The organism is Kitasatospora sp. NPDC029367 (genome assembly GCF_055569135.1).
In genome coordinates this window covers 1-22341 of record NZ_JBVHYH010000022.1, presented here as the reverse complement: position 1 = coordinate 22341, position 22341 = coordinate 1, and the positions used below count along the sequence as shown (strand labels likewise).

At 74.6% G+C, this 22341-nt stretch carries 23 protein-coding genes; 11 read left to right on the top strand and 12 right to left on the bottom strand.

Going from position 1 to position 22341, the window contains the following annotated elements; genetic code table 11:
• Positions 1–37: 37 nt before the first annotated feature.
• The 6 genes from ACZ4W5_RS14750 to ACZ4W5_RS14725 all read right to left on the bottom strand — a co-directional run bounded on the left by ACZ4W5_RS14750 (position 38) and on the right by ACZ4W5_RS14725 (position 7879).
• Positions 38–400 (bottom strand): hypothetical protein, encoded by a 363-nt coding sequence (locus tag ACZ4W5_RS14750; RefSeq protein WP_465654703.1) that lies wholly within the window; start codon positions 398–400, stop codon positions 38–40.
• A complete protein-coding gene (locus ACZ4W5_RS14745) occupies positions 397–1035 on the bottom strand; it encodes a hypothetical protein (RefSeq protein WP_465654701.1) in 639 nt (212 codons plus the stop codon). Before ACZ4W5_RS14745 ends, ACZ4W5_RS14750 begins: the two co-directional genes overlap by 4 nt.
• Before the next feature lie 251 nt (positions 1036–1286).
• A complete protein-coding gene (locus ACZ4W5_RS14740; protein ID WP_465654699.1) occupies positions 1287–5303 on the bottom strand; it encodes a Pls/PosA family non-ribosomal peptide synthetase in 4017 nt (1338 codons plus the stop codon).
• A 677-nt stretch (positions 5304–5980) separates the two neighbouring features.
• Positions 5981–6538 carry a hypothetical protein gene (locus ACZ4W5_RS14735; RefSeq protein ID WP_465654698.1) on the bottom strand — a complete coding sequence of 186 codons (558 nt, stop codon included), beginning with the start codon at positions 6536–6538 and terminating at the stop codon, positions 5981–5983.
• 382 nt (positions 6539–6920) lie between these two features.
• The gene (locus ACZ4W5_RS14730; protein ID WP_465654696.1) at positions 6921–7463 is read right to left on the bottom strand and encodes a GNAT family N-acetyltransferase; all 543 of its coding nucleotides are present in this window, start codon (positions 7461–7463) and stop codon (positions 6921–6923) included.
• Between the two features lie 50 nt (positions 7464–7513).
• Positions 7514–7879 (bottom strand): DoxX family protein, encoded by a 366-nt coding sequence (locus ACZ4W5_RS14725; protein WP_465654694.1) that lies wholly within the window; start codon positions 7877–7879, stop codon positions 7514–7516.
• A 133-nt stretch (positions 7880–8012) separates the two neighbouring features.
• Between ACZ4W5_RS14725 and sigJ the strand changes: the two genes are divergently transcribed.
• The 3 genes from sigJ to ACZ4W5_RS14710 all read left to right on the top strand — a co-directional run bounded on the left by sigJ (position 8013) and on the right by ACZ4W5_RS14710 (position 10268).
• The gene (gene sigJ / locus ACZ4W5_RS14720; protein WP_465654692.1) at positions 8013–8951 is read left to right on the top strand and encodes an RNA polymerase sigma factor SigJ; all 939 of its coding nucleotides are present in this window, start codon (positions 8013–8015) and stop codon (positions 8949–8951) included.
• Between the two features lie 349 nt (positions 8952–9300).
• Positions 9301–9789: a MarR family winged helix-turn-helix transcriptional regulator gene (locus ACZ4W5_RS14715; protein WP_465654690.1), complete on the top strand. Its 489-nt coding sequence runs from the start codon at positions 9301–9303 to the stop codon at positions 9787–9789.
• Positions 9786–10268 (top strand): MarR family transcriptional regulator, encoded by a 483-nt coding sequence (locus ACZ4W5_RS14710; RefSeq protein WP_465654688.1) that lies wholly within the window; start codon positions 9786–9788, stop codon positions 10266–10268. Before ACZ4W5_RS14715 ends, ACZ4W5_RS14710 begins: the two co-directional genes overlap by 4 nt.
• 59 nt (positions 10269–10327) lie before the next feature.
• Here ACZ4W5_RS14710 and ACZ4W5_RS14705 read toward each other — a convergent pair whose 3' ends face one another.
• Positions 10328–11128: a DUF6193 family natural product biosynthesis protein gene (locus ACZ4W5_RS14705; protein WP_465654686.1), complete on the bottom strand. Its 801-nt coding sequence runs from the start codon at positions 11126–11128 to the stop codon at positions 10328–10330.
• Positions 11129–11415: 287 nt separating this feature from the next.
• Here ACZ4W5_RS14705 and ACZ4W5_RS14700 point away from each other — a divergent pair, with 287 nt between their 5' ends.
• Complete coding sequence (locus ACZ4W5_RS14700) at positions 11416–12642, top strand: alpha/beta hydrolase family protein (RefSeq protein ID WP_465654684.1); 1227 nt, start codon at positions 11416–11418, stop codon at positions 12640–12642.
• A gap of 111 nt (positions 12643–12753) precedes the next feature.
• Here ACZ4W5_RS14700 and ACZ4W5_RS14695 read toward each other — a convergent pair whose 3' ends face one another.
• Together ACZ4W5_RS14695 and ACZ4W5_RS14690 are read right to left on the bottom strand one after the other, a co-directional pair.
• Positions 12754–13167: a GNAT family N-acetyltransferase gene (locus ACZ4W5_RS14695; protein WP_465654683.1), complete on the bottom strand. Its 414-nt coding sequence runs from the start codon at positions 13165–13167 to the stop codon at positions 12754–12756.
• Positions 13168–13233: 66 nt separating this feature from the next.
• Positions 13234–14247 carry a S66 peptidase family protein gene (locus tag ACZ4W5_RS14690; RefSeq protein ID WP_465654681.1) on the bottom strand — a complete coding sequence of 338 codons (1014 nt, stop codon included), beginning with the start codon at positions 14245–14247 and terminating at the stop codon, positions 13234–13236.
• A gap of 311 nt (positions 14248–14558) precedes the next feature.
• Here ACZ4W5_RS14690 and ACZ4W5_RS14685 point away from each other — a divergent pair, with 311 nt between their 5' ends.
• The 6 genes from ACZ4W5_RS14685 to ACZ4W5_RS14660 all read left to right on the top strand — a co-directional run bounded on the left by ACZ4W5_RS14685 (position 14559) and on the right by ACZ4W5_RS14660 (position 19985).
• A complete protein-coding gene (locus tag ACZ4W5_RS14685) occupies positions 14559–15284 on the top strand; it encodes a class I SAM-dependent methyltransferase (protein ID WP_465654679.1) in 726 nt (241 codons plus the stop codon).
• A 372-nt stretch (positions 15285–15656) separates the two neighbouring features.
• Positions 15657–16598, top strand: a complete 942-nt coding sequence (locus ACZ4W5_RS14680; protein WP_465654677.1) for a glycoside hydrolase domain-containing protein — start codon at positions 15657–15659, stop codon at positions 16596–16598.
• 137 nt (positions 16599–16735) lie between these two features.
• Positions 16736–17251 (top strand): hypothetical protein, encoded by a 516-nt coding sequence (locus ACZ4W5_RS14675; RefSeq protein WP_465654676.1) that lies wholly within the window; start codon positions 16736–16738, stop codon positions 17249–17251.
• A 23-nt stretch (positions 17252–17274) separates the two neighbouring features.
• Positions 17275–17745 carry a VOC family protein gene (locus ACZ4W5_RS14670; RefSeq protein WP_360232281.1) on the top strand — a complete coding sequence of 157 codons (471 nt, stop codon included), beginning with the start codon at positions 17275–17277 and terminating at the stop codon, positions 17743–17745.
• A 196-nt stretch (positions 17746–17941) separates the two neighbouring features.
• Positions 17942–18961, top strand: a complete 1020-nt coding sequence (locus ACZ4W5_RS14665; RefSeq protein WP_465654674.1) for an SDR family NAD(P)-dependent oxidoreductase — start codon at positions 17942–17944, stop codon at positions 18959–18961.
• Between the two features lie 82 nt (positions 18962–19043).
• A complete protein-coding gene (locus tag ACZ4W5_RS14660) occupies positions 19044–19985 on the top strand; it encodes a CAP domain-containing protein (RefSeq protein WP_465654672.1) in 942 nt (313 codons plus the stop codon).
• A gap of 63 nt (positions 19986–20048) precedes the next feature.
• Here the strand turns inward: ACZ4W5_RS14660 and ACZ4W5_RS14655 are convergent, their stop codons facing one another.
• On the bottom strand, positions 20049–20426 hold the full coding sequence (locus ACZ4W5_RS14655; RefSeq protein ID WP_360232290.1) for a nuclear transport factor 2 family protein: 378 nt from the start codon (positions 20424–20426) through the stop codon (positions 20049–20051).
• A 99-nt stretch (positions 20427–20525) separates the two neighbouring features.
• Here ACZ4W5_RS14655 and ACZ4W5_RS14650 point away from each other — a divergent pair, with 99 nt between their 5' ends.
• The gene (locus ACZ4W5_RS14650; RefSeq protein ID WP_465654671.1) at positions 20526–21449 is read left to right on the top strand and encodes a phosphotransferase family protein; all 924 of its coding nucleotides are present in this window, start codon (positions 20526–20528) and stop codon (positions 21447–21449) included.
• A 38-nt stretch (positions 21450–21487) separates the two neighbouring features.
• Here ACZ4W5_RS14650 and gcvH read toward each other — a convergent pair whose 3' ends face one another.
• Both gcvH and ACZ4W5_RS14640 read right to left on the bottom strand, forming a co-directional pair.
• The gene (gcvH, locus tag ACZ4W5_RS14645) at positions 21488–21868 is read right to left on the bottom strand and encodes a glycine cleavage system protein GcvH (protein WP_465654670.1); all 381 of its coding nucleotides are present in this window, start codon (positions 21866–21868) and stop codon (positions 21488–21490) included.
• A gap of 151 nt (positions 21869–22019) precedes the next feature.
• Positions 22020–22341 (bottom strand): NUDIX hydrolase (locus ACZ4W5_RS14640; RefSeq protein ID WP_465654668.1); only part of this gene is annotated, 322 nt, incomplete at its 5' end.

Sequence of the window (22341 nt, the reverse complement as noted above, 5' to 3'; positions counted from 1 at the left end):
GGCCGCGGCTCAACGACAGCGGTTCAGCGGCCGCGGTTCAGCGGCCGTCGTCGAGCGGGGGCGGCTCGACGGCCGCGGTCGAGCGGCGGCGGCTGCGGCGGGTGAAGAAGCGGCCGATCGCGCCCGCGAACCCGGGGACGTAGAGCATGAGCAGCAGCACGACGGGCACCAGCGCCTGTGTGCCCGCGGTCACCGGCAGGCCCGCGCACGCGAACAGGACGGCGCCCGCCACCGGGAGCAGGAACGCGGCCAGGACCAGCGCCCAGGCCGCGTTCCTGGCAGGTGTGGAGGGCCTGCTCCCGTTCTTCAGCAGCACGGCGAAGAAGAGCAGGACGGTCGCGCCCCATTCCACCGGTGCGAGCACCAGGCCGAGCAGCGCGTCCAGGGCCCAGCGGGTCAAGGAGTCCTCGCCCCGCAGGAGTCGCACACCCGGGTCGCGGGCAGTTCCAGGAAGCAGTTCGGGCAGATCGCCGGCGGGCGCGGGGCGGTGGCGGTAACCGCGGCGGCGGTGGCGGTCCTCGCGGTGGCGGTCTTCGCGGTGGCGGCCTTCTTGCGGGTCACCGTGGTGGTCAGGCGCGGGGCCAGGGCGGGGATGCCGCCGTCGGCGGGCAGGTCGGCGCCGAAGTGGCGGTAGCAGGCGAGGCGGGCGGCGGCGGCGTGCTGTTCGCGGTCCATCTCGTCCAGGATGGGCGGCTGCCCGGCGACCTCCAGGACGTCCTGGTAGGCGGCCCCGACCATGCCGTCGGCGGCGTGCACGACCAGGGAGGTCAGCGGCGGGTCGCCGCGCCGGTGGGCCTCGCGCACCACCAGGGCCAGCACCTTGCCGATCCAGTGCCGCTGGTTGACGCTGGTGCGCACCCCGGAGGCCTGCTGGACGGCCTCGGCCAGCTCGGCGTAGGTGATCACCGCGTGGTAGCGGCCTGCCACGTCCACCAGGGCCGGGTAGGCCGCCCTGGTCCACACGATGTGCGCCTGGCTGACGGCGACGGCCGTGCCGTCCGCCTCCCGCCAGTAGCCGCGCTGCTGCTGCGTCATCCCGTCCGCCCCTCGTCCCGTCGCGCCTGTCGGCCCCCGCCGGGAGCGAGGCTACCCCGCTGCGGTGTCCGGTTTCCTGCCGGGGGCGCGGCCGGGGCGCTTGACTTCAAGTGCTGTTGAAGTCGTCCAATGGGTGCCGACCGCAGCCGTACGGGCTTTCGCGGTCGATGCCCCGCCCGTACGGAAACGGACCGGGGCCGGGGCCGCCTTCCTTCGATCGTGCCGTTGGCGGCCCCGGCCCTCGTCACGGGCTACCGCGCGGCGGCCCGGCGGCGGCCGCGGGCGGCGCGGCGCCCGGCCGGCGGGGTGGCGTCGGCGTTCCAGGCGGCGACCGGGTTGCCCAGCCAGCGGGTGGCGGCGGGGACGTTCTCCCCGCGCATCACCAGGGAGGCCGGGCCGACCGTGGTGTCGTCGCCGAGCGAGGAGTTGAGCAGCACGATCGAGTGCGGCCCGGTGGTGGAGCCGGCGCCCAGGTGGACGGGGCCCAGCCGCATCACCCGGTCGTGGAACAGGTGGGTCTGCAGCACGGTGCCGCGGTTGACGCTGGCGCCCGCCCCGACGGTGACCAGGTCGCTCTCGGGCAGCCAGTGGGTCTCGCACCACGCCCCGCGCCCGATCCTCGCGCCGAGGCTGCGCAGCCACAGGTTGAGGTAGGGGGTGCCGGTCATGGCGCCGCCGCCGAAGGGCATGGCGAGTTCCTCGACGAAGGTGTCGTAGAGCTCGTTGCGCCACACGAAGGAGGACCACAGCGGGTGCTCGGACACCCGGAAGCGTCCGACCAGCAGCCACTTGGCGAGGGTGGTGACCGCGCACGCGGCCACGGCGGCGGCCACCAGTACCAGGCCGGCCGCGGCGGCGGCGGTGCCCAGCCCGTAGTCGTCGCGCAGCGCCTGGAGAGCGGCGAAGACCAGGTCGGCCAGGAGCGCGGCGACGACGACCGGCAGCAGGCGGCAGACCTCGACGCCGGCCCGGGCCCACATCAGGCGCCTGGGCGGGTTGTAGGTGCGGTCCTCGCCGCCGGCGGCGGCCACCCGGGGCAGGGCGAAGGCGGGCCGGCCCAGCCAGGAGGAGCCCTCGGGGGCGTGGGCGGGGGTGTCGGAGAGCACGCCGACCAGGGAGTTGTCGGGCAGTGAGCGGCCGGGGCCGACGATGCCGGAGTTGCCGACGAAGGAGCGGCGTCCGACGTGGGCGCGGCCCAGGTGCAGCCAGCCCCCGCGCAGCTCGTAGGGGGCGACGAGGGTGTCGTCGGCGAGGAAGGCGCCGTCGTCGACCCGCATCAGGGCGGGCAGGGCGAGCACGGTGGAGGCCTCCACCCGGCGGCCGATCTTCGCGCCGAGCAGGCGCAGCCACACCGGGGTGAAGAGGCCGGCGTAGAAGGGGAACAGGGTGCGCCGGGCGCCGTCGCCGAGGTGGGAGACCGCCCAGGCGCAGAACGCGACGCCGCCGGTGGCCGGGTGGAAGCCCGGGCGCAGCGGGAGGGAGAGCAGGCGGATCAGGAGGGCTATCAGCGCGGCGTGGCACAGGAGGGTCAGGACGGCCAGTGGCACGGTCAGCGGCAGCAGCTGGAGCAGGGCGGCGGGCAGGGTGCGGTCGTGGTCGACCAGCGGGTAGAGGATGGACAGCGCGGGCAGGGCGGCCAGGACGGGCAGGAGGCCGAAGACGGCGAAGGCGGCGCCGTAGGCGGGCTTCCAGGCGCGCGAGCGCTTGGCGGGGTGGGCCGGCCAGGGGGTGGGGGCCTCGGTGCAGGGGCGGGCCGGGGAGCCGTGCCAGTGCTCGCCGGGCGGGACGGCGGCGGTGACGCAGGAGCCGGGGGCGATCTGGGCGCCGGCGCCGATGCGGGCGCCGGGCATCACGGTGGCGCGGTGGCCGACGGCGGCGCCCTCGCCGATGTCGAGGTGGCCGAGCTGGAGGGTGTCGCCGTCGAGCCACCAGCCGGCGATGTCGACCTCGGGTTCGAGGCTGGCGCCGTTGCCGATCCGGGCCAGGCCGGTGACCGGGGGCGCGGTGTGCAACTGGACGTCGCGGCCGACGCGGCAGCCGAGCATCCGGGCGTAGCGCACGGCCCAGGGGGTGCCGGCGAGGTTGCCGGTGCCGAACATGGCGGTGTAGCGCTCGGCGGCCCACAGTCGCAGGTGGACGTGGCCGCCGCGGGGGTGGCTGCCGGGGCGGATGCCGGCGGTGATCAGGCGGGCGCCGACGGCGGCGAGCAGGGTGCGGCCGGGGGCGGTGAAGAACAGGAGCGCGCCGGCGGCCACGGGCCACCAGGAGCTGTGCGGGGCCCAGGGGATGCCGGGGCCCATGAGGTTGTCGGCGGCGATCAGGACGATGACCCAGCGCAGGCCGGAGAGGCCGAACATGGCGAGCAGCATCAGGGTCTGCCAGAGGCCGGCGCTGCGCGGGGTGGGGCGCACCGGCGTGCGGGGCGGCGGGGTGGTCGCGGCGGCTTCCGGCCCGGCCGCGGCCGCCTGGGCCCGCGGGGCCGGGGCGAGGGAGTCGAGGTAGCCGGCGAGGTCGCCGAGTACCGGGTGGGCGTAGAGGTCGGCGACGGAGACGCCGCTGTGGCGGGTGCGCAGTTCGGAGACCAGGCGGGCGGCGGTGAGGCTGGAGCCGCCGAGGGCGAAGAAGTCGTCGCCGCCGGCGGGGGCCGTGCCGAGCAGGCGTTCCCACTGGGCGGCAAGCCAGCCGGCGGTGCCGTCCAGGGGCTGGGCGGGGCCGCCGCCGTCGCCGCCGCCGGCGGTGGTGCCGGTGGTGGGCAGGGGCCAGGGCAGGGCGTTCCGGTCGACCTTGCCGGAGGTCTTGGTGGGCAGGGAGTCGACCAGGGCCAGGACGGGCACCAGGGGGGCGGGCAGGCGTTCCAGCAGGTGCTGGCGGGCGGTGGCCAGGTCGGGGGTGGTGCCGGGCCGGGCGACCAGGTAGCCGACCAGCAGGTCGGCGCCGGCGGGGGTCTTGCGGACGGCGGCGGCGGCCGCGCGGATGCCGGGCAGGGCCTGGAGGGCGGCGTCGATCTCGCCGAGTTCGATGCGGCGGCCGCCGAGTTTGATCTGGTCGTCGGCACGGCCGAGGAAGACCAGGCCCTCGGGGTCGTTGCGGACCAGGTCGCCGCTGCGGTAGACGCGGGGGGAGGCGATCGCGGGGTGGGGGCTGTACTTCTCGGCGTCCTTGGCGGGGTCGAGGTAGCGGGCGGTGCCGATGCCGCTGATCAGGAGTTCGCCGCTCTCGTACCAGGGCACGGGGTGGCCGTCGGGGTCGACGACGGCGATCTCCCAGCCGTCCAGGGGTGCGCCGATGCGTACCGGCTGGCCGGGGAGCATGCGGGCGGCGGTGGCGACGACGGTGGTCTCGGTGGGGCCGTAGGTGTTCCAGAACTCGCGGCCGGGCACGGCCAGGCGCTCCACCAGTTCGGCCGGGCAGGCCTCGCCGCCGACGATGATCAGGCGGACCTGGTCCAGGCACTCCTGGGGCCACAGGGCGAGCAGGGTGGGGACGGTGGAGATCGCGGTGATGCGGCGCTGGAGGAGCCAGGGGCCGAGGTCGGTGCCGGCCTTGACCAGGGAGCGGGGGGCGGGCACGAGGCAGGCGCCGTGGCGCCAGGCCAGCCACATCTCCTCGCAGGAGGCGTCGAAGGCCACCGACAGGCCGGCGAGGACGCGGTCGCCGGGGCCCAGCGGCTGGTGGCGCAGGAAGATCCGGGCCTCGGCGTCGACGAATGCGGCGGCGCTGCGGTGGGTGACGGCCACGCCCTTGGGGCGGCCGGTGGTGCCGGAGGTGAAGATGATCCAGGCGTCGTCGGCGGGGGTGGGCCAGGCGGGGCGGCCCGAGGGCCGGGCGGTGGGGCCGGCGAACAGGCGGCGTTCGGCGCCGACGACGGCGCAGACCCGGGCGTCCTGCCAGATCATCTCGGCGCGCTCGTCGGGGTCGTCGGCGTCCACCGGGACGTAGGCGGCGCCGCAGCGCAGCACGGCGAGGATGGCGACGTACAGGTCGGCGGTGCCGGAGGGGATGCGCACGCCCACCCGGTCGCCGGTGCCGATGCCGTGGCCGGCCAGGACGCCGGCGAGGGCGTCGACCTCCTGCATCAGGGTGCTGTAGTCGAGGACGGCGTCGCCGGTGTCCAGGGCGGGCGCGTGCGGGTGCGCGTCGGCCGTGGCGGCGATGACGTCCAGGAGGCTTCGGGGGTGGGCGGGCTGGGCCACCGGCCAGCCCGCCGCCTGCCCGGGGTGGGGGCGGTGCAGCGTGGCTGGGCCGGCCGTGTCGTGCCGTGCGTCCATGGGGTGGTTTTCCTCGGCTCCGTATTCCTGGGAGGGCGCGCATCGCCTGCTACGTGCGGTGACGTCCGGGTCACCCGGTGGGAGGCGCCCACTCACCATGACTCCGCTGGGAGTCGGCTGGATGCAGCGCAGGCGCGGTCAAAGGGAATTCTCATCATCGATGCCGTTTCCTCAGGCACCGATACGAATCGAATGTCATTTCGAGGTTTTTCGAGCGTTTTCGATGGTGAAGGCTAGTCGGCGGACACCGGAGGGGCGTGACGACGGAGGGAAGAGTGATGAACACCATGGCGACCGGAACGGTACAGGTAGTGAGGGGTCGACTACCGAATCGGGGGGTTTCGGTCGGATTCTCGACCCGTGCACGTCATTCTCGTATGGGTGCGGGCGGCTGCCGCCGTCCCTTTCCGTGCGGATGTCTCCTGTGAATTCGGTGTGCGCCGCAACCGGCGGCCGCGGCGCCGGTGGCCGCGGCGGCGGTGGCCGCGGCGGCGGTGGCCGCGGCGCCGGTGGCCGCGGCGCCGGTGGCCGCGGCGCCGGTGGCCGGGACCGGCTCCTGTGGTACGCGGCGTACGGGTCCAACCTGCACGCCGCCCGCTTCTCCTGCTACCTCTGCGGCGGCCGTCCGGACGGCGCGGCGCGCACCTGCCGGACCGCACAGGGGACCGCGGGCCCGCTCAGCCGTCGACGTCCGCAGAGCGGCACGGCTCGGTGACGGCCGGACACAGCAGGGGCGGCTCGTCCGCGTACGGCGGCTCCATCGTCTGCCCTCCGGGCGCCGGGGAGCCGGGGACCTGCGTGGCGAAGCCGTACTGGACGACGGTGACCGCCTTCCCGCCCCCGAGGTCGATCACCCGCTGGTGCAGCGGCCCGAACCGGTGCCGGGCATCGCCCCGCAGCACGACCCGCTTGGTGTCCACGGGGAAGAGCACGAAGAGGGACAGCCGCCGGTGGTCGCCGATCATCCGCGGCCGCTTGCGGGCCGTGAAGGCCCCGGGCGGGCCACCGGTGACATCGGTGTTCAGGAGGCCGTCGACACGGGTGGTCGAGGCCAGGCACAGGCGGGAGTCGTCCTCCAGCCACACCACGTCCGCCCAGTCCTGGGAGCCCTCGCTGCGGTCGAGCACGACCGTGTTCTCCAGCGTCGGGACGGGGCAGTCCGGCGTGTCCTCGTGCATCCTGGCCAGCTCGTCCAGGACCCACTGCGCCGCCGCCGGGGCTGGCTCCGGCAGCACTACCCGGTGCACCGCCGCAGTAGCCGTGGCCGTCGCCGTTGTCGTCGCCGTCGCCGTTGCTGTTGCCGTCGCCGCGGGTTTCGCCGTGGGTCCTGGCGTGCCGCCGTCCTGCCCCGTACAGGCCGCCGCCCCCAGCGCCAGCACCGCCGTCGCCACCACCGCGCCCGCGCGCCGCACCGTACGCCCCATCACGCCACCCCCGTCAGTCGCCCGCCCCCCGCGATGTTCGTCCACATCCTGCCCACCCCGGCGGGCCGGGGGTGTCCGCGAACGGCAACAGCCGCGTCCCGAAGCGGCACCGCCCCACCGGGCCGGCCGGGGCGGACGGGGGTGCAACAGGCTTGTGTTGAACGGGCGTTGGGACCGCAGGCGCCGGGCGGGGTCAGGTGCCGGGCGTCGGGGGGCGGATGCCGAGCCACTGCTCGGCGCCCCAGGCCCGGTAACGCTCCACCTCGGTGAAGCCCAGCCTGGCCGCGAGCCGCATCGAGGCGGTGTTGGCGCTCTGGGTGGCCAGCACCACCGGCTCGCCGGGCAGCACGCCGGCGAGCCAGGCCAGGGCCGCCGTGCACGCCTCGGCGGCGTAGCCGGACCCCCAGGCCCGGGGCAGGAACAGGTAGCCGAGGTCGAGAGCGCCGGCGGCGGCCGGGCGGCGGTGCCCGCTCGCCCTCCGGAGCAGGACCAGGCCGACCATCGCCCCGTCGAGTTCGGCGACGAAGGTCCCGGGCCGGTCCTCGGGCGCCCCGGGCAGCTCGCGCTCGACCTCCTCGCGCGGCCGGGCCCCGCCGAGGAAGGTGTGCACCTCGGGCGAGGAGAGCAGGTCGACGAACGCCGCGCGGTCGCCCTCCCGGCTCCCGCGCAGCACGAGGCGCTCGGTGCGGATCGGCGCGGGCGGCCAGACCGCCGCCCCCAGGTCCAGGTCTTCCATCCGCGCACCCTACAAGGGCCCGCCGCAGGCCAGTTGAGGCAGGACTACCGTCACATCCGGCCCCAGGCGACGAAGGCGGCCAGCAGCAGGTAGAGCGCGTCCACCGCCACCAGCGGGTACTCCCGGCGCCGCAGGCGCACCGCCGCCGCGCCGGCCATCATCAGCACCAGGCCGAGCGCGGCCAGCGGCACCAGCACCGGCGCGACGTGCAGCAGCGCGGGCAGCACCAGGCCCAAGGCGGCCAGGACTTCGAGGGCGCCGATCGCCCGCACCCCCGCCGCGCTGAAATCCTCGACCCAGCGGCCGCTGCGCCCGGCGGCGGCGATCCGCTCCTTGGGCACCAGCACCTTGAAGGCGCCGCCGAGCAGGTAGGCGGCGGCCAGCAGGGCGGTGACGGTCCACAGGGCAGGGTTCATGGTGTTCGTTCTCCTCGGTACGTTGTCCGCTGCTGCCCTCTGGGACAGGGCGGCCGGGCGGCCTGTGACAGCCGCCCGCGGTGACGCGCGCCACCCCGGGGCCGGGGCGGCGCCGGGACGGGACGGAGTGGCCATGGCAGCAGCGGCGGGCGCGACGGAGGCGGCGGGGTACCGGCCGCTGCTGTTCTCCATCGCCTACGGCATGACGGGTTCGGTGGGCGACGCCGAGGACCTCGTCCAGGACACCTTCCTCAACCTGACCCGCGCCCAGCGGGCGGGCACCACCGTCACCAACCTCAAGGCGTACCTGACCACGTCGGTCACCCGCCTGGGCATCAACCACCTCGGCTCGGCGCGGGTGCGGCGCGAGTCCTACGTCGGCGAGTGGCTGCCCGAGCCGGTCGTCGCCTTCGCCGAGCGCCCCGGCGACGCCCCGGCCGAGCACGCCGAACTGGCCGACTCGCTGTCGATGGCCCTGCTGCTGATGCTGGAGGCCCTCTCCCCCGTCGAGCGGGCGGTGTTCCTGCTGCGCGAGGCCTTCGGCTACGGCTACCCGGAGGTCGCGGAGCTGACCGGCAAGTCGGAGGCGAACTGCCGTCAGATCCTGACCCGGGCCCGCAAGCGCCTGGCCGCGGGCGACGCGCAGGCCCCGGCGCCCACGGCCCGGCGGGCGGAGGGCGACGAACTGGCGCGCCGCTTCTTCGAGGTGGCCGCCGGCGGGGACCTGACCCAACTGCTCGACCTGCTCGCCCCCGACGTGGTCTTCCACGGCGACGGCGGCGGCAAGGCGCAGTCGGTCGGCAGGTCGGTCGCCGGCCAGGAGCGCGTCGCCCAGCTGCTCGCCTTCGGCTTCGGCCGCAGCCGCGAACTCGGCATCACCCTGCACCCGGCGCTGGTCAACGGCCGCCCGGGCGCCGTCTCCTACGACCCGCAGGGGCGCGTGACCTCCGTCCTGGAACTGCACATCGTCGACGGCGCGATCCGGGCGCTGCACTCCGTGTCCAACCCCGACAAGCTCGGCCACCTCGGCGAGGTCTCCGACCTCGGCCTGCGGCGGGTGCGGGAACGCTAGGGCGTGCCCGACAACGCCCCAGGCCTACGAATCCCGTTCGGGTGAACCACCGCGCCCCGGCGTAGGGGTGGGGCCGGGCGGGGGTAACCCCGTCACCGGGAGTCGCGAAGGCCCGTACCGGTGCGGGCCTTCGCGGCTGCCTCCCCGGCCCCCGCCGTGAGCGCCCGGCGACGACGCACGCGCCAGCGCCGCGCTTCGCGACTGCGAGGGGGTGAGCAACCACATGAACAGCCTCCCGAAGACCTTCTCCCTGCTTCTTCCGACCACTCAACGCAGGGCGGCCCCACCCGGTCACGGCGCCCCAGGAAAACAGTAGCCATGGACATAGTAGCCATGTACAGTATCTGCCATGAGCGAAGCAGCCGAGAACGCCACCGCCGGATTCCTGGTCTGGCGCCTGTCCATGAAGTGGCGGGCCGCCATCGACCGGGCGCTGGCGCCGCTGGGCCTGACCCACGCCCAGTACGCGCTGCTGGGCTCGCTGTACGGCCTGGCGCGCACCGGGCAGCGCCCCAGCCAGCGCCAACTCGCCGACCACACCGGCCTGGAGGCCCTCTACGTCTCCAAGCTCGCCCGCGCCCTGGAGGCCGCCGCACTGGTCGAGCGCACCCGGGACCCGAAGGACCCGCGCGCGATGCGGCTCTCGCTCACCGACCAGGGCCGCGAGGTCACCGGGTGCGCGATCACCGTCGTCCAGGGCCTGCTGGAGCAGCTGCTGGAACCGCTCGGCGGCCAACACAGCCCGCGCACCCGGGAGTTCACCCGCGAGCTGACGGCCCTGCTCGACGTACCGCTGGACCCGCACACCGACGACAACGAGGAGCAGCCCCAGCCATGACCACCGCAACCACCGCAACCACCACCGCCACCGCCACCGTGGCCGCCCCCGCGCTCAACCCCCGCTCCATCGCCCTGGCCCACTACGCCGCCCGCGCCCTCCTGGAGGGCGTCCTGGCCCGCCACGGCGCCACCTTCGAGCAGAGCGTGACGCTGCGCGCCGTCACCGCCGCGGGCGGGTCGGTCGGGCCCGGCGAACTCGTCGCCGAGGTCACCGGCGCGCTCAAGGCCCCGGAGGCGGCGGTGCGCGCCGTCGTCGGCGAGCTGACGGCGGCCGCCCTGCTGGCCGAGCGTCCGGACGGGAGCCTCGAACTCACCACGGCCGGGCGCGAGTTGTACGAGCGCGCCGGCGCCGAGACGGCCGGGATCTCGGCCCGCCTGTACGCGGGCATCCCGGACGCGGACCTGGCCGCCGCCGGGCGGGCGCTGGCCCTGATCACCGAGCGCGCGAACGCCGAACTGGCCCGCCAGGCCGGGTGAGCAGCGGCCACGCCCACACGCCCGGTCGTCGGTGGGGATGCCCCCCGGCCGTCGGCGGGTCAGGGGGTGAGGTCCTGGGGCAGGTTGGCCAGGATCACCGCGACGGCGGCCTCCGCGCCCTCCACCACCCGCACGCTGCGGTCGGGGAACATCAGCTCGTAGCGGCCCCCGCCCAGCGACCTGGTGCGCGGGAAGTCGCCGACGTCGGGGTGCGCGGCCCGGCGGCTGAGGGTGAACCAGCACATCGACTTTCCCGGGGACAGGGCCCGCAGCCGGGGCTGCGCGTGGGCGGCCCGGATCAGGTCCAGGAGCTCGGTGTCCCGGTGGGGCAGGGGGCCGCGCTGCATCATCCGCCACCGCGCGGCCACGGCCTCGGTCTCGCCGCGTTCGTGGGCCTCGGCGAGGTCCCAGGTCTCCAGGAAGGGCCACCGGGCGGTGAGTTCACGCACCCCGCTCCCCCGCACCCAGGCCTGGAACACCGCGGCGACGTCGGCCAGGTCCAGCGCCCGGCCCCTGGCCATGTGGATCCAGCCGAGCCAGCAGTCGACCAGGAAGACCCGCTCCCCGCCGCCCGGGGTGACAACGGTCGCCGAACGCCCGTCGGCCTCGGTCTCGCTCTCGGCTTTCGCGGCCACCTTCCGCCAGCCCGGAGAGGACGTCAACTCGACGGCCAGCTCCAGACCCGCCCGGTCGGCCGCCGCCTGGAGCGCGCCGCGCACCGAGCCGGCCGCCACCACCTCCGGGTAGAGCGCCGCGTACGCGCGCAGCGGGTCGGTGTCGGCCTCAGCACCGGTGTCAGCGTCGGTGCGGATGTCGGCGTCGGTGCGGATGTCGGCGTTCTCGGAAAGCAGTTCGGACATGCGGCCGAGTGTGCCACCGCCCGGCCGGTCACCGCAGGTCGATCCTTCGGGGGTTCACGCGGCCTCGAGCGGGCAGCCGTCGCACGTCCTGCGGCAGGGCTCGGCGGCGTGTTCGTCGCAGGCCGGGACACAGGTGGCGCTCGGCGATGCCGGCGCAGGGAACGTCGCGCCGCACGACCTAGCCCCGGGGTATGACTCCGATACCCCACGGGGGCTACGAGCGACGCCGGAAGGTTTGCCTCCACGGGTTGATTCGACGCGCGGCCGCGGACCCTAGGTTCGAGCCCATGAAACGCAATCGCCGTATCAGCGCCGTCGCGGCGCTGACGCTCGCCGCCCTCGTCACCGGAACCGGCGCCGGGTTCGCCGCCACGACGACCACACCGACGACCTCACCGTCGGCCTCACGGTCGGCCACCCCGTCGGCCACGCACGCGTTCGACACCGCACCGGCCACGGCCACCGCGCCCGCGCCGGCCTTCCACGGCACGCTCCCCGCGCCGACCGGCCCCTACGCCGCCGGCGAGGAGGTCATCCACCTCACCGACACGAGCCGCCCCGACCCGTGGGTGCCGTCGTCGGGCCCGCGCCAACTGACCGTCACGATGGTCTACCCGGCCGTCCCCGGGACCGGGACCCCGGCCCCGTACATGACCCTCGCCGAGGCAGCCGGAGTCCTCCAGCGCCGGAAGCTGCCGGCGAGCTCCGGCGTCACCCCGCAGACCCTTTCCGGCGTCACCACCCACGCCTTCGACGGCGCCCGGCCGCAGGGCGGCAAGCATCCGCTGGTCGTCCTCTCACCCGCCTACGAGGACCCGCGCATGACGCTCACCTCGCTCGCGACCGACCTGGCCAGTCACGGCTACGTCGTCGCGCTGGTCGGAGACACCAACGGGGACAGCGGCGAGACGCTGGCGGACGGCCGGACGCCGCCGTGCGCGATCTGCGACGACCCGGCGCTCGACTTCGACGCCGTCGCCGCCAACCGCGCGCGGGACGCGTCCTTCGTGATCGACCGGTTGACGCACGGCAACACCGCGTGGCGCCTGGCACACCTCATCGACAAGCACGAGATCGGCATGGCCGGACACTCCATCGGCGGAGCGGCGGCCGCCGCCACGATGATCGCCGACCCGCGCGTACGGGCCGGAGTGAACATGGACGGCTCCTTCCACCCGGCCCCGCTGCCCGGCCAGATCGACCGGCCGTTCCTCATGCTGGGTGCGGCCGCCTCCAACGACTCGGCCGGCGGCGAGTGGGAGCAGCCCTGGGCCGCGCTCGGCGGCTACAAGAAGTGGCTGACGTTCACCGGCGCCGACCACTTCAGTTTCAGCGACCTGGACCTGCTCATGGAGGAGGCCGGGTTCCCGACGCCGCCCCTGTCCCCGGAACGCGGGGTGGCGCTCACGCGCCAGTACGTGACGGCGTTCTTCGACCAGGCGCTGAAGGGGATCCACAGTCCGCTGCTGGACGGCCCCTCGCCGGACAATCCGGAAGTGCTCTTCCAGCACTAGCGCGGCTGCTCGTGCAGCGCCGCGGATCGTGGGCGGTTCGCCGCCCGCGGCCCGCGGCGTGGACGGGATCCGGACCTGAGCCGCACAAGGTCCGCGGCCGGCGGCAGCCCCTCAGAGCCGCATGAGCCCGGCGGCGGTCGGCCGGAATCCGCACTGACCGTAGAAGGACTCCAGGTGCGGCTCGTAGTCGACGTGCAGCCACTCGGCACCGCTCGCCTTCGCCTCGTCGGCGGCCGCCCTCACCAGCCGCACCCCGAGCCCCTGCCGGCGCTCATCCGGGTGCACGGTCGTGTCCAGGATGAAGGCGTGCGCGCCGCCGTCGCCGACGACGTTCACGAATCCGACCAGCCGGTCACCTCGACGCGCCGCGACCCAGGTCAGACTGCGGGACAGCATCGGTGCGAAGGAGGTCGGCCGGTGGGCCGGCCACGACGCGCCGAACAACTCGTTGAGCTCGGCATCCGTCAGGTCAGGACACACGACCAACACCTCGTCGCCGGCCTGCGACGCATCACTGATCACCATGCACAGCAGCCTGCCATGCACCCACGGCTGTGATCACCCCCCTCCACGAACCTCCGGGGAGCAGCGCTAGTGCAGCGCCGCGCGGGGGCCCACCGCCGGTTCGAGCAGCGACAAAATGCGCTGCTGCGCGTCGAGGCCGGCGCGGATGCCCACCGGCAGCGGCAGGTTCGGGCCGGCGTGCCCGAAGTCGACGTTGCCCAGGACCGGGATGTCACGATCCCCGAGGACGTCGAGGACGATCTCGCGCAGGGTGGGGGAGGTGCCGGGCTCGAGTCCGCCGATCTCGCGTGGAACGCCCACGACCATGCCGGAGATCCGGTCGAGGATGCCGCTGTGCCGCATCACCTGCAGGTAGCTCCACACGTACGATGCCAGGCCGCCCATCTCCTCCCAGAACAGCACCGCGCCGTCGAAGCGTTCGAGCGGCAGCGCGAAGGGCGTCGCCTGCGCCAGCACGATGCGGTTGATCACCCCGCCGACCAGCGGGCCCTCGGCACGACCGGGACGCCAGCACTCCCAGGACGGGCTCGCGGGCAGCGCGCCGATCGCCTCGGTGCCGGTCAGCAGCCTGGTGTAGAGCTCCTCGAGTTGCGTCTGTCGCGCGACGGGCGCGTACGGCCAGTGCCCGCCGAAGCCGGGGACGGCCATGTCGGCGTGGAACCCGACCAGGCCCGTGCGCGCGTGGAGCACCAGGTGCAGCAGTGAGATGTCGCTGTAGCCGAGGATCGGCTTGGGGTCGGCCCTGACCGCCTCGACGTCGATCAGGTCGAGGTAGCCGAGCGCCGTCTGGCCGCCGTCACTGGCGACGATCGCGCGTACCTCGGGATCGCGCAGAAGACCGTTGAGCTCCCCGGCGATCTCGGCCGGCGTGGCCGCGCTCCACCAGTGGCGCCGTCCTGCTTCGAGCAGCGGAGCCCGCCGCACGCGGAACCCCATCCGCTCGAACACCTCCACCGTCCGCTCGACGTTGGGCTCGTACGCGGCCGGCAGCGGGCCGGACAGCGCGGCGATGACGACGAGGTCCCCGGGCGCCAGGGCGCGCGGCCGCAGCAGTGGGGGCGGGGGCGTGGAGGCGGTCATGGCGCCAGTGTCGCCGCTGCCACGGCCCGGGTCACCCGAGTTTCCGCCGCCGACGCGCGGGCCGGGCACGCCCCTAGGGCGTGTCTGACAATTCGCGTCGGATCAGCGCGCGGCGTTGGGGTGCGTGCATCGCAAGGCGGAGGATGGGGGCACCTCCCGGCCGAAGGCTGGGGGAGAGTCCATGCGGAGCATCGGCGACTGACGACAACGCGGCGAGGTGCGCTTGTGCCCTGGGGGTACCTCCCGGCCGAAGGCTGGGGGAGCGTCGCGCGCCCGGCGGGAATTGTCAGACACGCCCTAGGGTGGTCGGCATGGCTGACGAGTGCTTCACGCATCCGCGGCTCGCCGCGCTCTACGACGCGCTGGACCCCGACCGCGGCGACCTGGACGCCTACCTGGCGATGGTGGCGGAGTTCGGCGCGCGCCGGGTGCTGGACCTCGGGTGCGGCACCGGGGTGTTCGCGCTGCTGCTGGCCGGGCGCGGGGTCGAGGTGGTCGGGGTGGATCCGGCGGCGGCCTCCGTCGAGGTGGCCCGGGCCAAGCCGGGCGGCGAGCGGGTGCGCTGGATCTGCGGGGACGCGGGTGAACTCCCGCCGCTGCGGGTCGACTTGGTGACCATGACGGCCAACGTCGCCCAGGAGATCACCGACCCGACGGCCTGGCGGACCACCCTGCGGGGCGCCCTGGGGGCGCTGCGCCCGGGCGGGCGGCTGGTGTTCGAGACCCGTGACCCGGCGGCCCGGGCCTGGCAGGAGTGGACCCGCGAGCGCTCCCACCGGGTGACGCCGGTGCCCGGCGCCGGGCCGGTGGAGAGCTGGGTCCAACTGCTCGGGCTGGACGGTCCGTTGGTGTCGTTCCGCTGGACGTACGTGTTCGGCGCGCACGGGCGGGTGCTGACCTCGGACTCGACGCTGCGCTTTAGGGAGCGGGCCGAGGTCGCACAGGACCTGGCCACGGCGGGCTTCGTCCTGGAGGAGGTGCGCGGGGCGCCGGACCGGCCGGGGCGGGAGCTGGTGTTCGTGGCCCGCCGCCCGTGAACCCCGAGGACACGCACCCCGGGACACCCGGCCGAGGCCCCTGTGTCGAGGCGCTGCGCCGAGGCCCCCGTGCCGAGGCGCTGCCGCACGCGCATGGGCGGCGGTCGCGCTCGGTAACGGGCGGTGGCCGGCGGCCCCTTCGGCGCAGTGCCGCACCCGTGCGGTCGGTGCTTCAATGGAAGGGACGACCCGACGATCCCACCGCCGGACGGCCCAACGGCCAGCCCCGGCCCGACGGCACGCGCCGTCGGTGGCCGGGCGGGCGAGCGGGACGACGGGGCGGGCGCCGCAGTGCCGTCCGAAAGGGCCCCCGTCCCCGCGCCCCCGCGTACCCGCCGTTTCCCCCACGGGATTTCGAGAACGGGGACCCTCATGCACCTCGGATTCGACCGCCTGGACTATCCCGGCGACGCGCTCATGCAGTCCATGTTCGATGCGACACCGATGGCCTTCACCGGGATGTACCTCGCCCCGGCGCCCAGCCAGCCCAACACCAGCTGGATGTCGAAGGTGGCCACGCTGCGCGGCATGGGCTGGGGCCTGGCACCCCTGTACGTCGGGCAGCAGGCGCCCGGCGGCGATGGCTCGCACATCCTGACCGCCGCCCAGGGAACGGCCGACGCCCTCGACGCGAGGGCCCTCGCGCAGAGCGCCGGACTGGAGCCCGGTTCCGTCGTCTACCTCGACATCGAGGTCGGCGGGACCCTGACGGCGGCCCATCTGGCCTACGTCAGCGCCTGGGTCGCCCAGATGCAGCTGCCGGCCTTCCGGGCGGGTGTCTACTGCTCGTTCTTCCAGACCGCGCAGCAGGTGGTGACGGCGGTGGGGAACATCCCGATCTGGGCCTTCCGCGTCATCGACAGCGGGCCGACCCAGATCGACCTCTCCTCCGAGACCGCGCCCGACCCGGCCGGTTCCGGCTTCGGGGCGGCGCTGGCCTGGCAGTACCGGCAGAGCAAGAACGGGGCGATCACCCTGAACTGGACGGACTCGGGGGCGCCCAGACAGCTGGTGACGGTGGACATGGACAGCGCGGTCTGCCTGGACCCCTCCAACCCCGTCATGCCGTCGCCGGTGGTGAACTCGGTGAGCCCCGATCCGGCGTCGGTGGGTCAGACCGTGACCTTGACCGGCAGCGAGTTCGACGGCGCCAACGACGTCGCCTTCGCCGGCACCAGCGCGACCAACATCGCGGTCACCTCCGACACCTCGATCGACGCCCAGGTGCCGTTCGGGGTCTCCGGCCAGGTGGACGTGGTGGTGAGCAACCGCTGGGGGAACCAGAGCCCGCCGGCCGCCCTCACCGTGGCCTAGCGGCAGGCGCGGGACGGGAAGGTGGGCAGGGCAACTTCCCGCGCCTGCGTATGCCGGAAGTCGGGCGGGGTGGTTCGTTTCCTGACCGTGCGTCCGGTCGTTGAACGCTGCACCACGTCCCGACGGAGAGCCACCCCATGCCTGTTCGCCCCCGGCGCGCGGCGGCCGCAGCCGCCCTCGCCGCCGCACTGCTCCTGTCGCTGTCGCCGTTCCCGGCCGCCGCCGCCCGCGCGGCGCAGCCGGCGGTGACGTACAGCCTGCGCAACGCCCGTACCGGCACCTGTCTGCACCACGTCCCCGGCACCGCCCAGGTGCGGCTGGAGCCGTGCGAGGCGGCGGCGCCCGGGCAGCGGTGGGAGCTGCGGGCGGTCGGCGCGGCGGTGAACGTGGCGGCGTTCGACCCGGAGCAGGGCACCTGGGGGTGTGTGGCCATCGGCGACAACTGGAGCATCCGCTACGGGCAGTGCCGTGCGACCGAGTCGGCGTGGAGCGTGGCGGACGGCGGCCGTTGCCGGGTCCGCTCGGAGTCGGACCTCAACGACAACGACCTCTACCTGACGCAGACCCAGGAGGGCGGCCTGGGCGCCCGGCCCGGTGGCGCCGGCCCGGCCGCGGACTGGACGGTGACGGCCGATGCCCCGGCCGGCGCGTGAGCGTGCCCTGCTACCGTGCCCGGATGTCAGCGATCAAGCAGCCGGCGATCCAGCAGCCGGCGATCAGGCAGCCGGTGATCAGGCAGTTCCAGGTGACCTTCGACTGCGCGGAGCCCGGGCGGGTGGCCCGGTTCTGGTGCGAGGTGCTGGGCTACGTCATGTCGGCGCCGGCGGGGTTCACCTCGTGGGAGGAGTACGAGGCCTCCCGGGCGCCCGAGGAGCGGGACTCCTGGTGCGCGTGCACCGATCCCTCGGGGGTGGGTCCGCGGCTGTACTTCCAGCGCGTCCCGGAGGGCAAGGCCGTCAAGAACCGGGTGCACCTGGACGTGCGGGTGGGCACCGGACTGGTGGGCGAGGAGCGCCTGGCCGTGCTCAAGGCCGAGGCCGCACGGCTGGAGGCACTGGGCGCCCGGCAGGTGCAGGTGCTGTACGACGGCCACGACTCGTGCATCCCGATGCTGGACGTCGAGGGCAACGAGTTCTGCGTCGACTGAACCCCGACTGAACCCCGACTGAGCTCCGGCTGAGCCCCGGCGCGGCCGGGCCGGGGCTCAGCCGGGCCGGGTGGTGACGGTCGGCCGACAGCGGGGACAGCGCGCTGCCGGTGGGGTGTGAGCGGCCTACGGGAACCTCGGGGCCGGGGCGTGATCAACGCGCCCCCGCCCCGCCGCACACCCAGGGAGCCGTCCGATGCCCAACTCCGCACCCCCGAGCCCGCCGTGGGACGTCCGCCGGCTGCCCCGCGCCGACGGGAGGACCGTCCTGGTCACCGGCGGCAACGCCGGCATCGGGTACTTCGTCGCCGAGCAGCTGGCCGGCACCGGCGCCACCGTCGTCCTGGGCAGCCGTGACCGGGGCAGGGCCCGGGCGGCGATGGCCGCCATCGGCGCGCGCGTGCCCGGCGCCCGGGTGCGGCACCTGCCGCTGGACCTGGCCGACCCGGCCTCCGTCGAGGCGGCCCCCGGCGCGCTCGACGCGCTCGATCTGGAGCACCCGGGGCGTCTGGACGCGGTCGTCCTGAACGCGGGCATCGCCCTGGACGACCCGCCGCGCCGCACCACGCCGGGCGGCCACGAGCTGATGTTCGCCACCAACCACCTGGGCCACTTCGCACTGGTCCACCACCTGGCCCCGCTGCTGTCGGCCGCCCCCGGCAGCCGGATCGTCACCACCGGCAGCTTCGCCGCCAAGTCCGAGCGCCTGGACTTCGCCGACCTGCAGAGCGCCCGCGACTACCGGCCCAAGCGCGCCTACGCCCGCTCCAAGCTGGCCCAGATGCTGTTCGCCGTCGAGCTCGGCCGCCGGCTGCGCGCCGCGGGCAGTACGGCGCTGAGCGTCCTGGTCCACCCCGGCGGGGCGCTGGACGCGCTCACCCCCGCGCGCCCGCCGCTGCACGCCCGCAGCACCGGCGAGCACCTGGCCCACCTGCCGCTGGGCCTGGTCGTCCAGGGCAAGGACGCCGCCGCCTGGCCGGCGGTGCGGGCCGTGCTGGACCCGGGGGTGCACGGCGGCCCGGTGCTGTGGAGCCCGCGGGTGTTCGGGCTGCGCGGCGAGCCCCGCCCCGAACCCCTGTGGGAGCAGCTGGCCGACCCGGGGGCGGCGGCCTGGCTGTGGGAGGCCAGCTGCGAACTGACGGGCTGCGAGCCGGTGTTCGCCGCGGGCCCCGGCCGCGCGGGCGGCCCCGTGGGCGGCCCCGTGGGCGGTCGTTGATCGGTTGTCTACCCGGCGCTGTTGTCCTGTCTACGCCCCGCCTGCCCGTCGGCACGCGGTCCACCGAGCGTAGGAGATCCCCGTGTCCCACCCGTCGTCCACCCGCACCCGCCGTCCGGGCGCGGGCGCCCGCCGCCGCACCCGGGCGGCGGCCCTGGCGTTCGCCGTCTGCGCGCTGTCCGCGAGCGGTGCCACGCTGCTGGCGGCGCCGGCGAACGCCGCGACCGCGGCCGTGGTCGAGCAGATGGTCACGATCCAGGACCACCAGAACCACCACTCGCTGGCCAGCTCCGACGGCGAGGGCTCGCGGATCGTCGCCCGCGGCTACCAGGACGCCTCCACCTCGTTCTGGATATCCAACAAGCCCGGCGACCGGGTCGACTTCGCCCGCAACGTCAACGGCACCGAGCGGGTGCTGGAGATGGACACCCGGGACAACCGCTCCACCCAGTTCGTCCACTGGTGGGCCGGGGCCAACCAGCAGTGGACCCTGGAGTCCGCCGCCGAGGGCGGCACCTACCTGCGCAACGCCCAGGGCGGCGGCTGCCTGACGTACCACGGCCTGGACCGGGAGGTCACCGTCGAGGGCTGCACCGGCAGCGCGTCCCAGCGCTTCGACGTGCTCCCCTCCGGCGGCACCGGCCCCGGCCCGGGCCCCGGCCCGGTCACCTCCGACCAGCAGCGCTTCCTGGACCGGCTGAACGCCCTGCGCGCCCAGTACGGCAAGGCGCCGGTGCGGTTCAACGCGACGCTCTCCCAGGCCGCCCAGTGCAACGCCGACCAGATGGACCAGCGCCGGGTCTCCGGGCACTTCTGCGACTCGGGCCGCATCGCGGCGGGCCTGGGCTACACCGGGCGGGGCTTCGGCGAGATCGCCTTCTACGGGCCGACGAACATCGACGCGGCCGTCGACGGCTGGATCAAGTCCCCCGACCACCTGGGGATCATGGTCGGCGACTACAACGAGGTCGGCCTGGCGCGTACGGGCGCGGCCTCCTGGAACGCCGACTTCAGCACCCGCTGACACCGGCACCCCGTGGACGCCGGCAGGCACCGGCGTCCACGGGCGATGCAGCAGCCGGGCGGCTCAGGAGGCGGACGGCTCGATCTCCCCCGCGAAGACGATGACCTGGTCGATGAGGCTGCGCCGCAGATGGACGACGTCCGTTCCCGCCAGGCGGGGGCCTCCGTCCGGCGTGGTGAAGACCCACCGGTACCGGGCCCACTCGTCGGGCATGTCCACCTCCGAGCAGCGCACCATCGTGCCGGCCCCCGCCGGGTGGCGCCGGATGTCCAGCACGAACCGCTCGACCGCCGCGATCCCCTCGCTGCGGCCCAACGGCCCCCAGAAGACCACGTCCGAGGTCAGGGCCTGGGAGAGCAGGGCGGTCACATAGTTGTCGTCCGAGGCGTTGAACGCGGAGATGAACGTGTCGATCGCGGCGCGTGCGGTCTCTTCCTGCATGCCCCAGTAATACCAGCCACTGCTGCGTGTGCGCTCATCCCGCGAGGCGCCTTGCGATCACGGGTGAACGGTTGCGGTCGCCGCACTACCATGCGCGGGGTGAACCTCTCCCAGTTCGGCGTTCCGCTCGGGCCGATGATCCGCGTCCACGGCGGGTTCGCCAACCGGACGTACCGGCTCGACACCGACCAGGGGTCCTTCGCGGTCAAGGAGTTGAACCTCGCCGACCGGCGCCGGCCCTACCGGGTCGAGGAGGTGTTCGGGTTCGAGCGGGCGGCGTTCGCCGCCGGCGTCCCGATGCCGGAGCCGGTCGCGGCCGACGCACGGACGCTCGTGCACCGCTGGGTCGAGGGCGAGAAGGTGCCGGAGGAGCCGGTGCCGGAGGCGTTCGCCTTCGAGATCGGCGGGATCCTCGCGCGCCTGCACGCGCTCGACGTCCCGTGGACCCCTGAGCCGGCCGGGGAGGCGACGCCCCGGGACTGGCCCGCCCTCGCCGCGCGGGCGGCGGCGACCGGACAGCCGTGGGCCGACGAACTCGCCTCCCGCGTCGGAACGTTCCTGGCGATCGCCGACTTCCTCGACACCTGCGAACGGCCCGGCCCCCTCGTGCTGACCCACCGGGACGTCCAGCCGTGGAACCTGCTCGCCCGCCAGGGCCGCCCGGTGCTGCTCGACTGGGAGCTGTCCGGGCTGCTCGACCTGTCCGGCGAGCTCGGCTCGACCGCGCTGGGCATCACCAAGGGCCCCGGCCTCGACGACATCAGGCCCGCCGTCTTCCGCGCCGTCCTCGACGGCTACGTCGCGGGCGGCGCAGCACTGCCGCCGCCCGGTCCGAGCTGGTTCGCGTACACGATCGACGGCTGGCTGGGGCACACCCGGTGGAACGTCCTGCGCTGCCTCGCCGGCGTCGAGCCGGCCACCGGCCCCGACCTCGCACTGTCGCACGAGTCCGTACGCGGCGGCCTGCGCGGCCTGCCCGAGCTGTTCGCCCGGCTCGACGAGCTGGAGGCGCTGCTCGCGTGACGGCCACCCGCACGCGAGAGCGCTCCGAACAGGGCTTCCTAGTCCTTGATGAGGGCCTCGTACTGGGCGGCCGTGAGGAGGGTGTCCAGTTCGGCGGGCTTGCTCAGGTCGAGCTCGATGAACCACATGGCGTGCGCGTCGGCGTTGACCTCGTCGGGCTCGTCGCTCACGGTCCCGTTGACGGCCGCGACCTTCCCGGAGACCGGGGCGTAGAGCTCGCCGACCGACTTCACCGATTCCAGGGAGCCGAACGGCCGTCCGGCCTCGAACGTGTCGCCCACGTTCGGGAGTTCGACGAAGACGATGTCGCCGAGCTGGCGCTGGGCGTAGTCGGTGATGCCCACCTGGGCCCTGCCGTTGCCGGTGCGACGCACCCACTCGTGCGTGTTGGTGTACTTGAGGTCTTTCGGGTAAGCCATGGCGTTCTCCGTGGGGACGGCGTCTGACTGACGGAGCGTCAGCCAGACAGGAGCCTGCTACAGATCCTCGCCGTCCGGCGCGACCCTCACCCGACCGGGTGAGCGGTCGGGCCGCCGGGGATGAGCCGAGGGAACGCCTCTCCTGCTCGTCTCAGTCGGGGCGCTGGCCGTGGAGGAGGAGCGGGAGGGCGCGGCCGGTGAGGGCTTCGGCGGTGCGGGCGGCCTGGGAGGGGGCCATGTGGTTGGGGAGTTCGTGGACGGGGACGAAGCGGGCGCCGAGCAGGCGGCTGCGCTTCTGCGGCGGGACGGTGATCGGGTGTTCGTCGCGCAGGGTGCCGCCGTCGAAGACGACGTTGAAGCGCTCCAGGTAGCGGTCGCAGGGGGTGTAGTCCAACGCCACGGCGTGGGTGAGCCTGAGGATGATGCCGGTCTGGGCCTGCAGGTGGCGGGCGGCGGCGCGGTGCGGGGGCTCG

What these genes read in the sequence shown, in the direction of transcription:
- ACZ4W5_RS14745 (WP_465654701.1), bottom strand. Translation starts at nt 1,035, where the DNA reads ATGACGCAGCAGCAGCGCGGCTACTGGCGGGAGGCGGACGGCACGGCC.
- ACZ4W5_RS14740 (WP_465654699.1), bottom strand. Translation starts at nt 5,303, where the DNA reads ATGGACGCACGGCACGACACGGCCGGCCCAGCCACGCTGCACCGCCCC.
- ACZ4W5_RS14730 (WP_465654696.1), bottom strand. Translation starts at nt 7,463, where the DNA reads ATGGAAGACCTGGACCTGGGGGCGGCGGTCTGGCCGCCCGCGCCGATC.
- ACZ4W5_RS14725 (WP_465654694.1), bottom strand. Translation starts at nt 7,879, where the DNA reads ATGAACCCTGCCCTGTGGACCGTCACCGCCCTGCTGGCCGCCGCCTAC.
- sigJ (WP_465654692.1), top strand. Translation starts at nt 8,013, where the DNA reads ATGGCAGCAGCGGCGGGCGCGACGGAGGCGGCGGGGTACCGGCCGCTG.
- ACZ4W5_RS14715 (WP_465654690.1), top strand. Translation starts at nt 9,301, where the DNA reads ATGAGCGAAGCAGCCGAGAACGCCACCGCCGGATTCCTGGTCTGGCGC.
- ACZ4W5_RS14710 (WP_465654688.1), top strand. Translation starts at nt 9,786, where the DNA reads ATGACCACCGCAACCACCGCAACCACCACCGCCACCGCCACCGTGGCC.
- ACZ4W5_RS14705 (WP_465654686.1), bottom strand. Translation starts at nt 11,128, where the DNA reads ATGTCCGAACTGCTTTCCGAGAACGCCGACATCCGCACCGACGCCGAC.
- ACZ4W5_RS14700 (WP_465654684.1), top strand. Translation starts at nt 11,416, where the DNA reads ATGAAACGCAATCGCCGTATCAGCGCCGTCGCGGCGCTGACGCTCGCC.
- ACZ4W5_RS14695 (WP_465654683.1), bottom strand. Translation starts at nt 13,167, where the DNA reads ATGGTGATCAGTGATGCGTCGCAGGCCGGCGACGAGGTGTTGGTCGTG.
- ACZ4W5_RS14690 (WP_465654681.1), bottom strand. Translation starts at nt 14,247, where the DNA reads ATGACCGCCTCCACGCCCCCGCCCCCACTGCTGCGGCCGCGCGCCCTG.
- ACZ4W5_RS14685 (WP_465654679.1), top strand. Translation starts at nt 14,559, where the DNA reads ATGGCTGACGAGTGCTTCACGCATCCGCGGCTCGCCGCGCTCTACGAC.
- ACZ4W5_RS14680 (WP_465654677.1), top strand. Translation starts at nt 15,657, where the DNA reads ATGCACCTCGGATTCGACCGCCTGGACTATCCCGGCGACGCGCTCATG.
- ACZ4W5_RS14675 (WP_465654676.1), top strand. Translation starts at nt 16,736, where the DNA reads ATGCCTGTTCGCCCCCGGCGCGCGGCGGCCGCAGCCGCCCTCGCCGCC.
- ACZ4W5_RS14670 (WP_360232281.1), top strand. Translation starts at nt 17,275, where the DNA reads ATGTCAGCGATCAAGCAGCCGGCGATCCAGCAGCCGGCGATCAGGCAG.
- ACZ4W5_RS14665 (WP_465654674.1), top strand. Translation starts at nt 17,942, where the DNA reads ATGCCCAACTCCGCACCCCCGAGCCCGCCGTGGGACGTCCGCCGGCTG.
- ACZ4W5_RS14655 (WP_360232290.1), bottom strand. Translation starts at nt 20,426, where the DNA reads ATGCAGGAAGAGACCGCACGCGCCGCGATCGACACGTTCATCTCCGCG.
- gcvH (WP_465654670.1), bottom strand. Translation starts at nt 21,868, where the DNA reads ATGGCTTACCCGAAAGACCTCAAGTACACCAACACGCACGAGTGGGTG.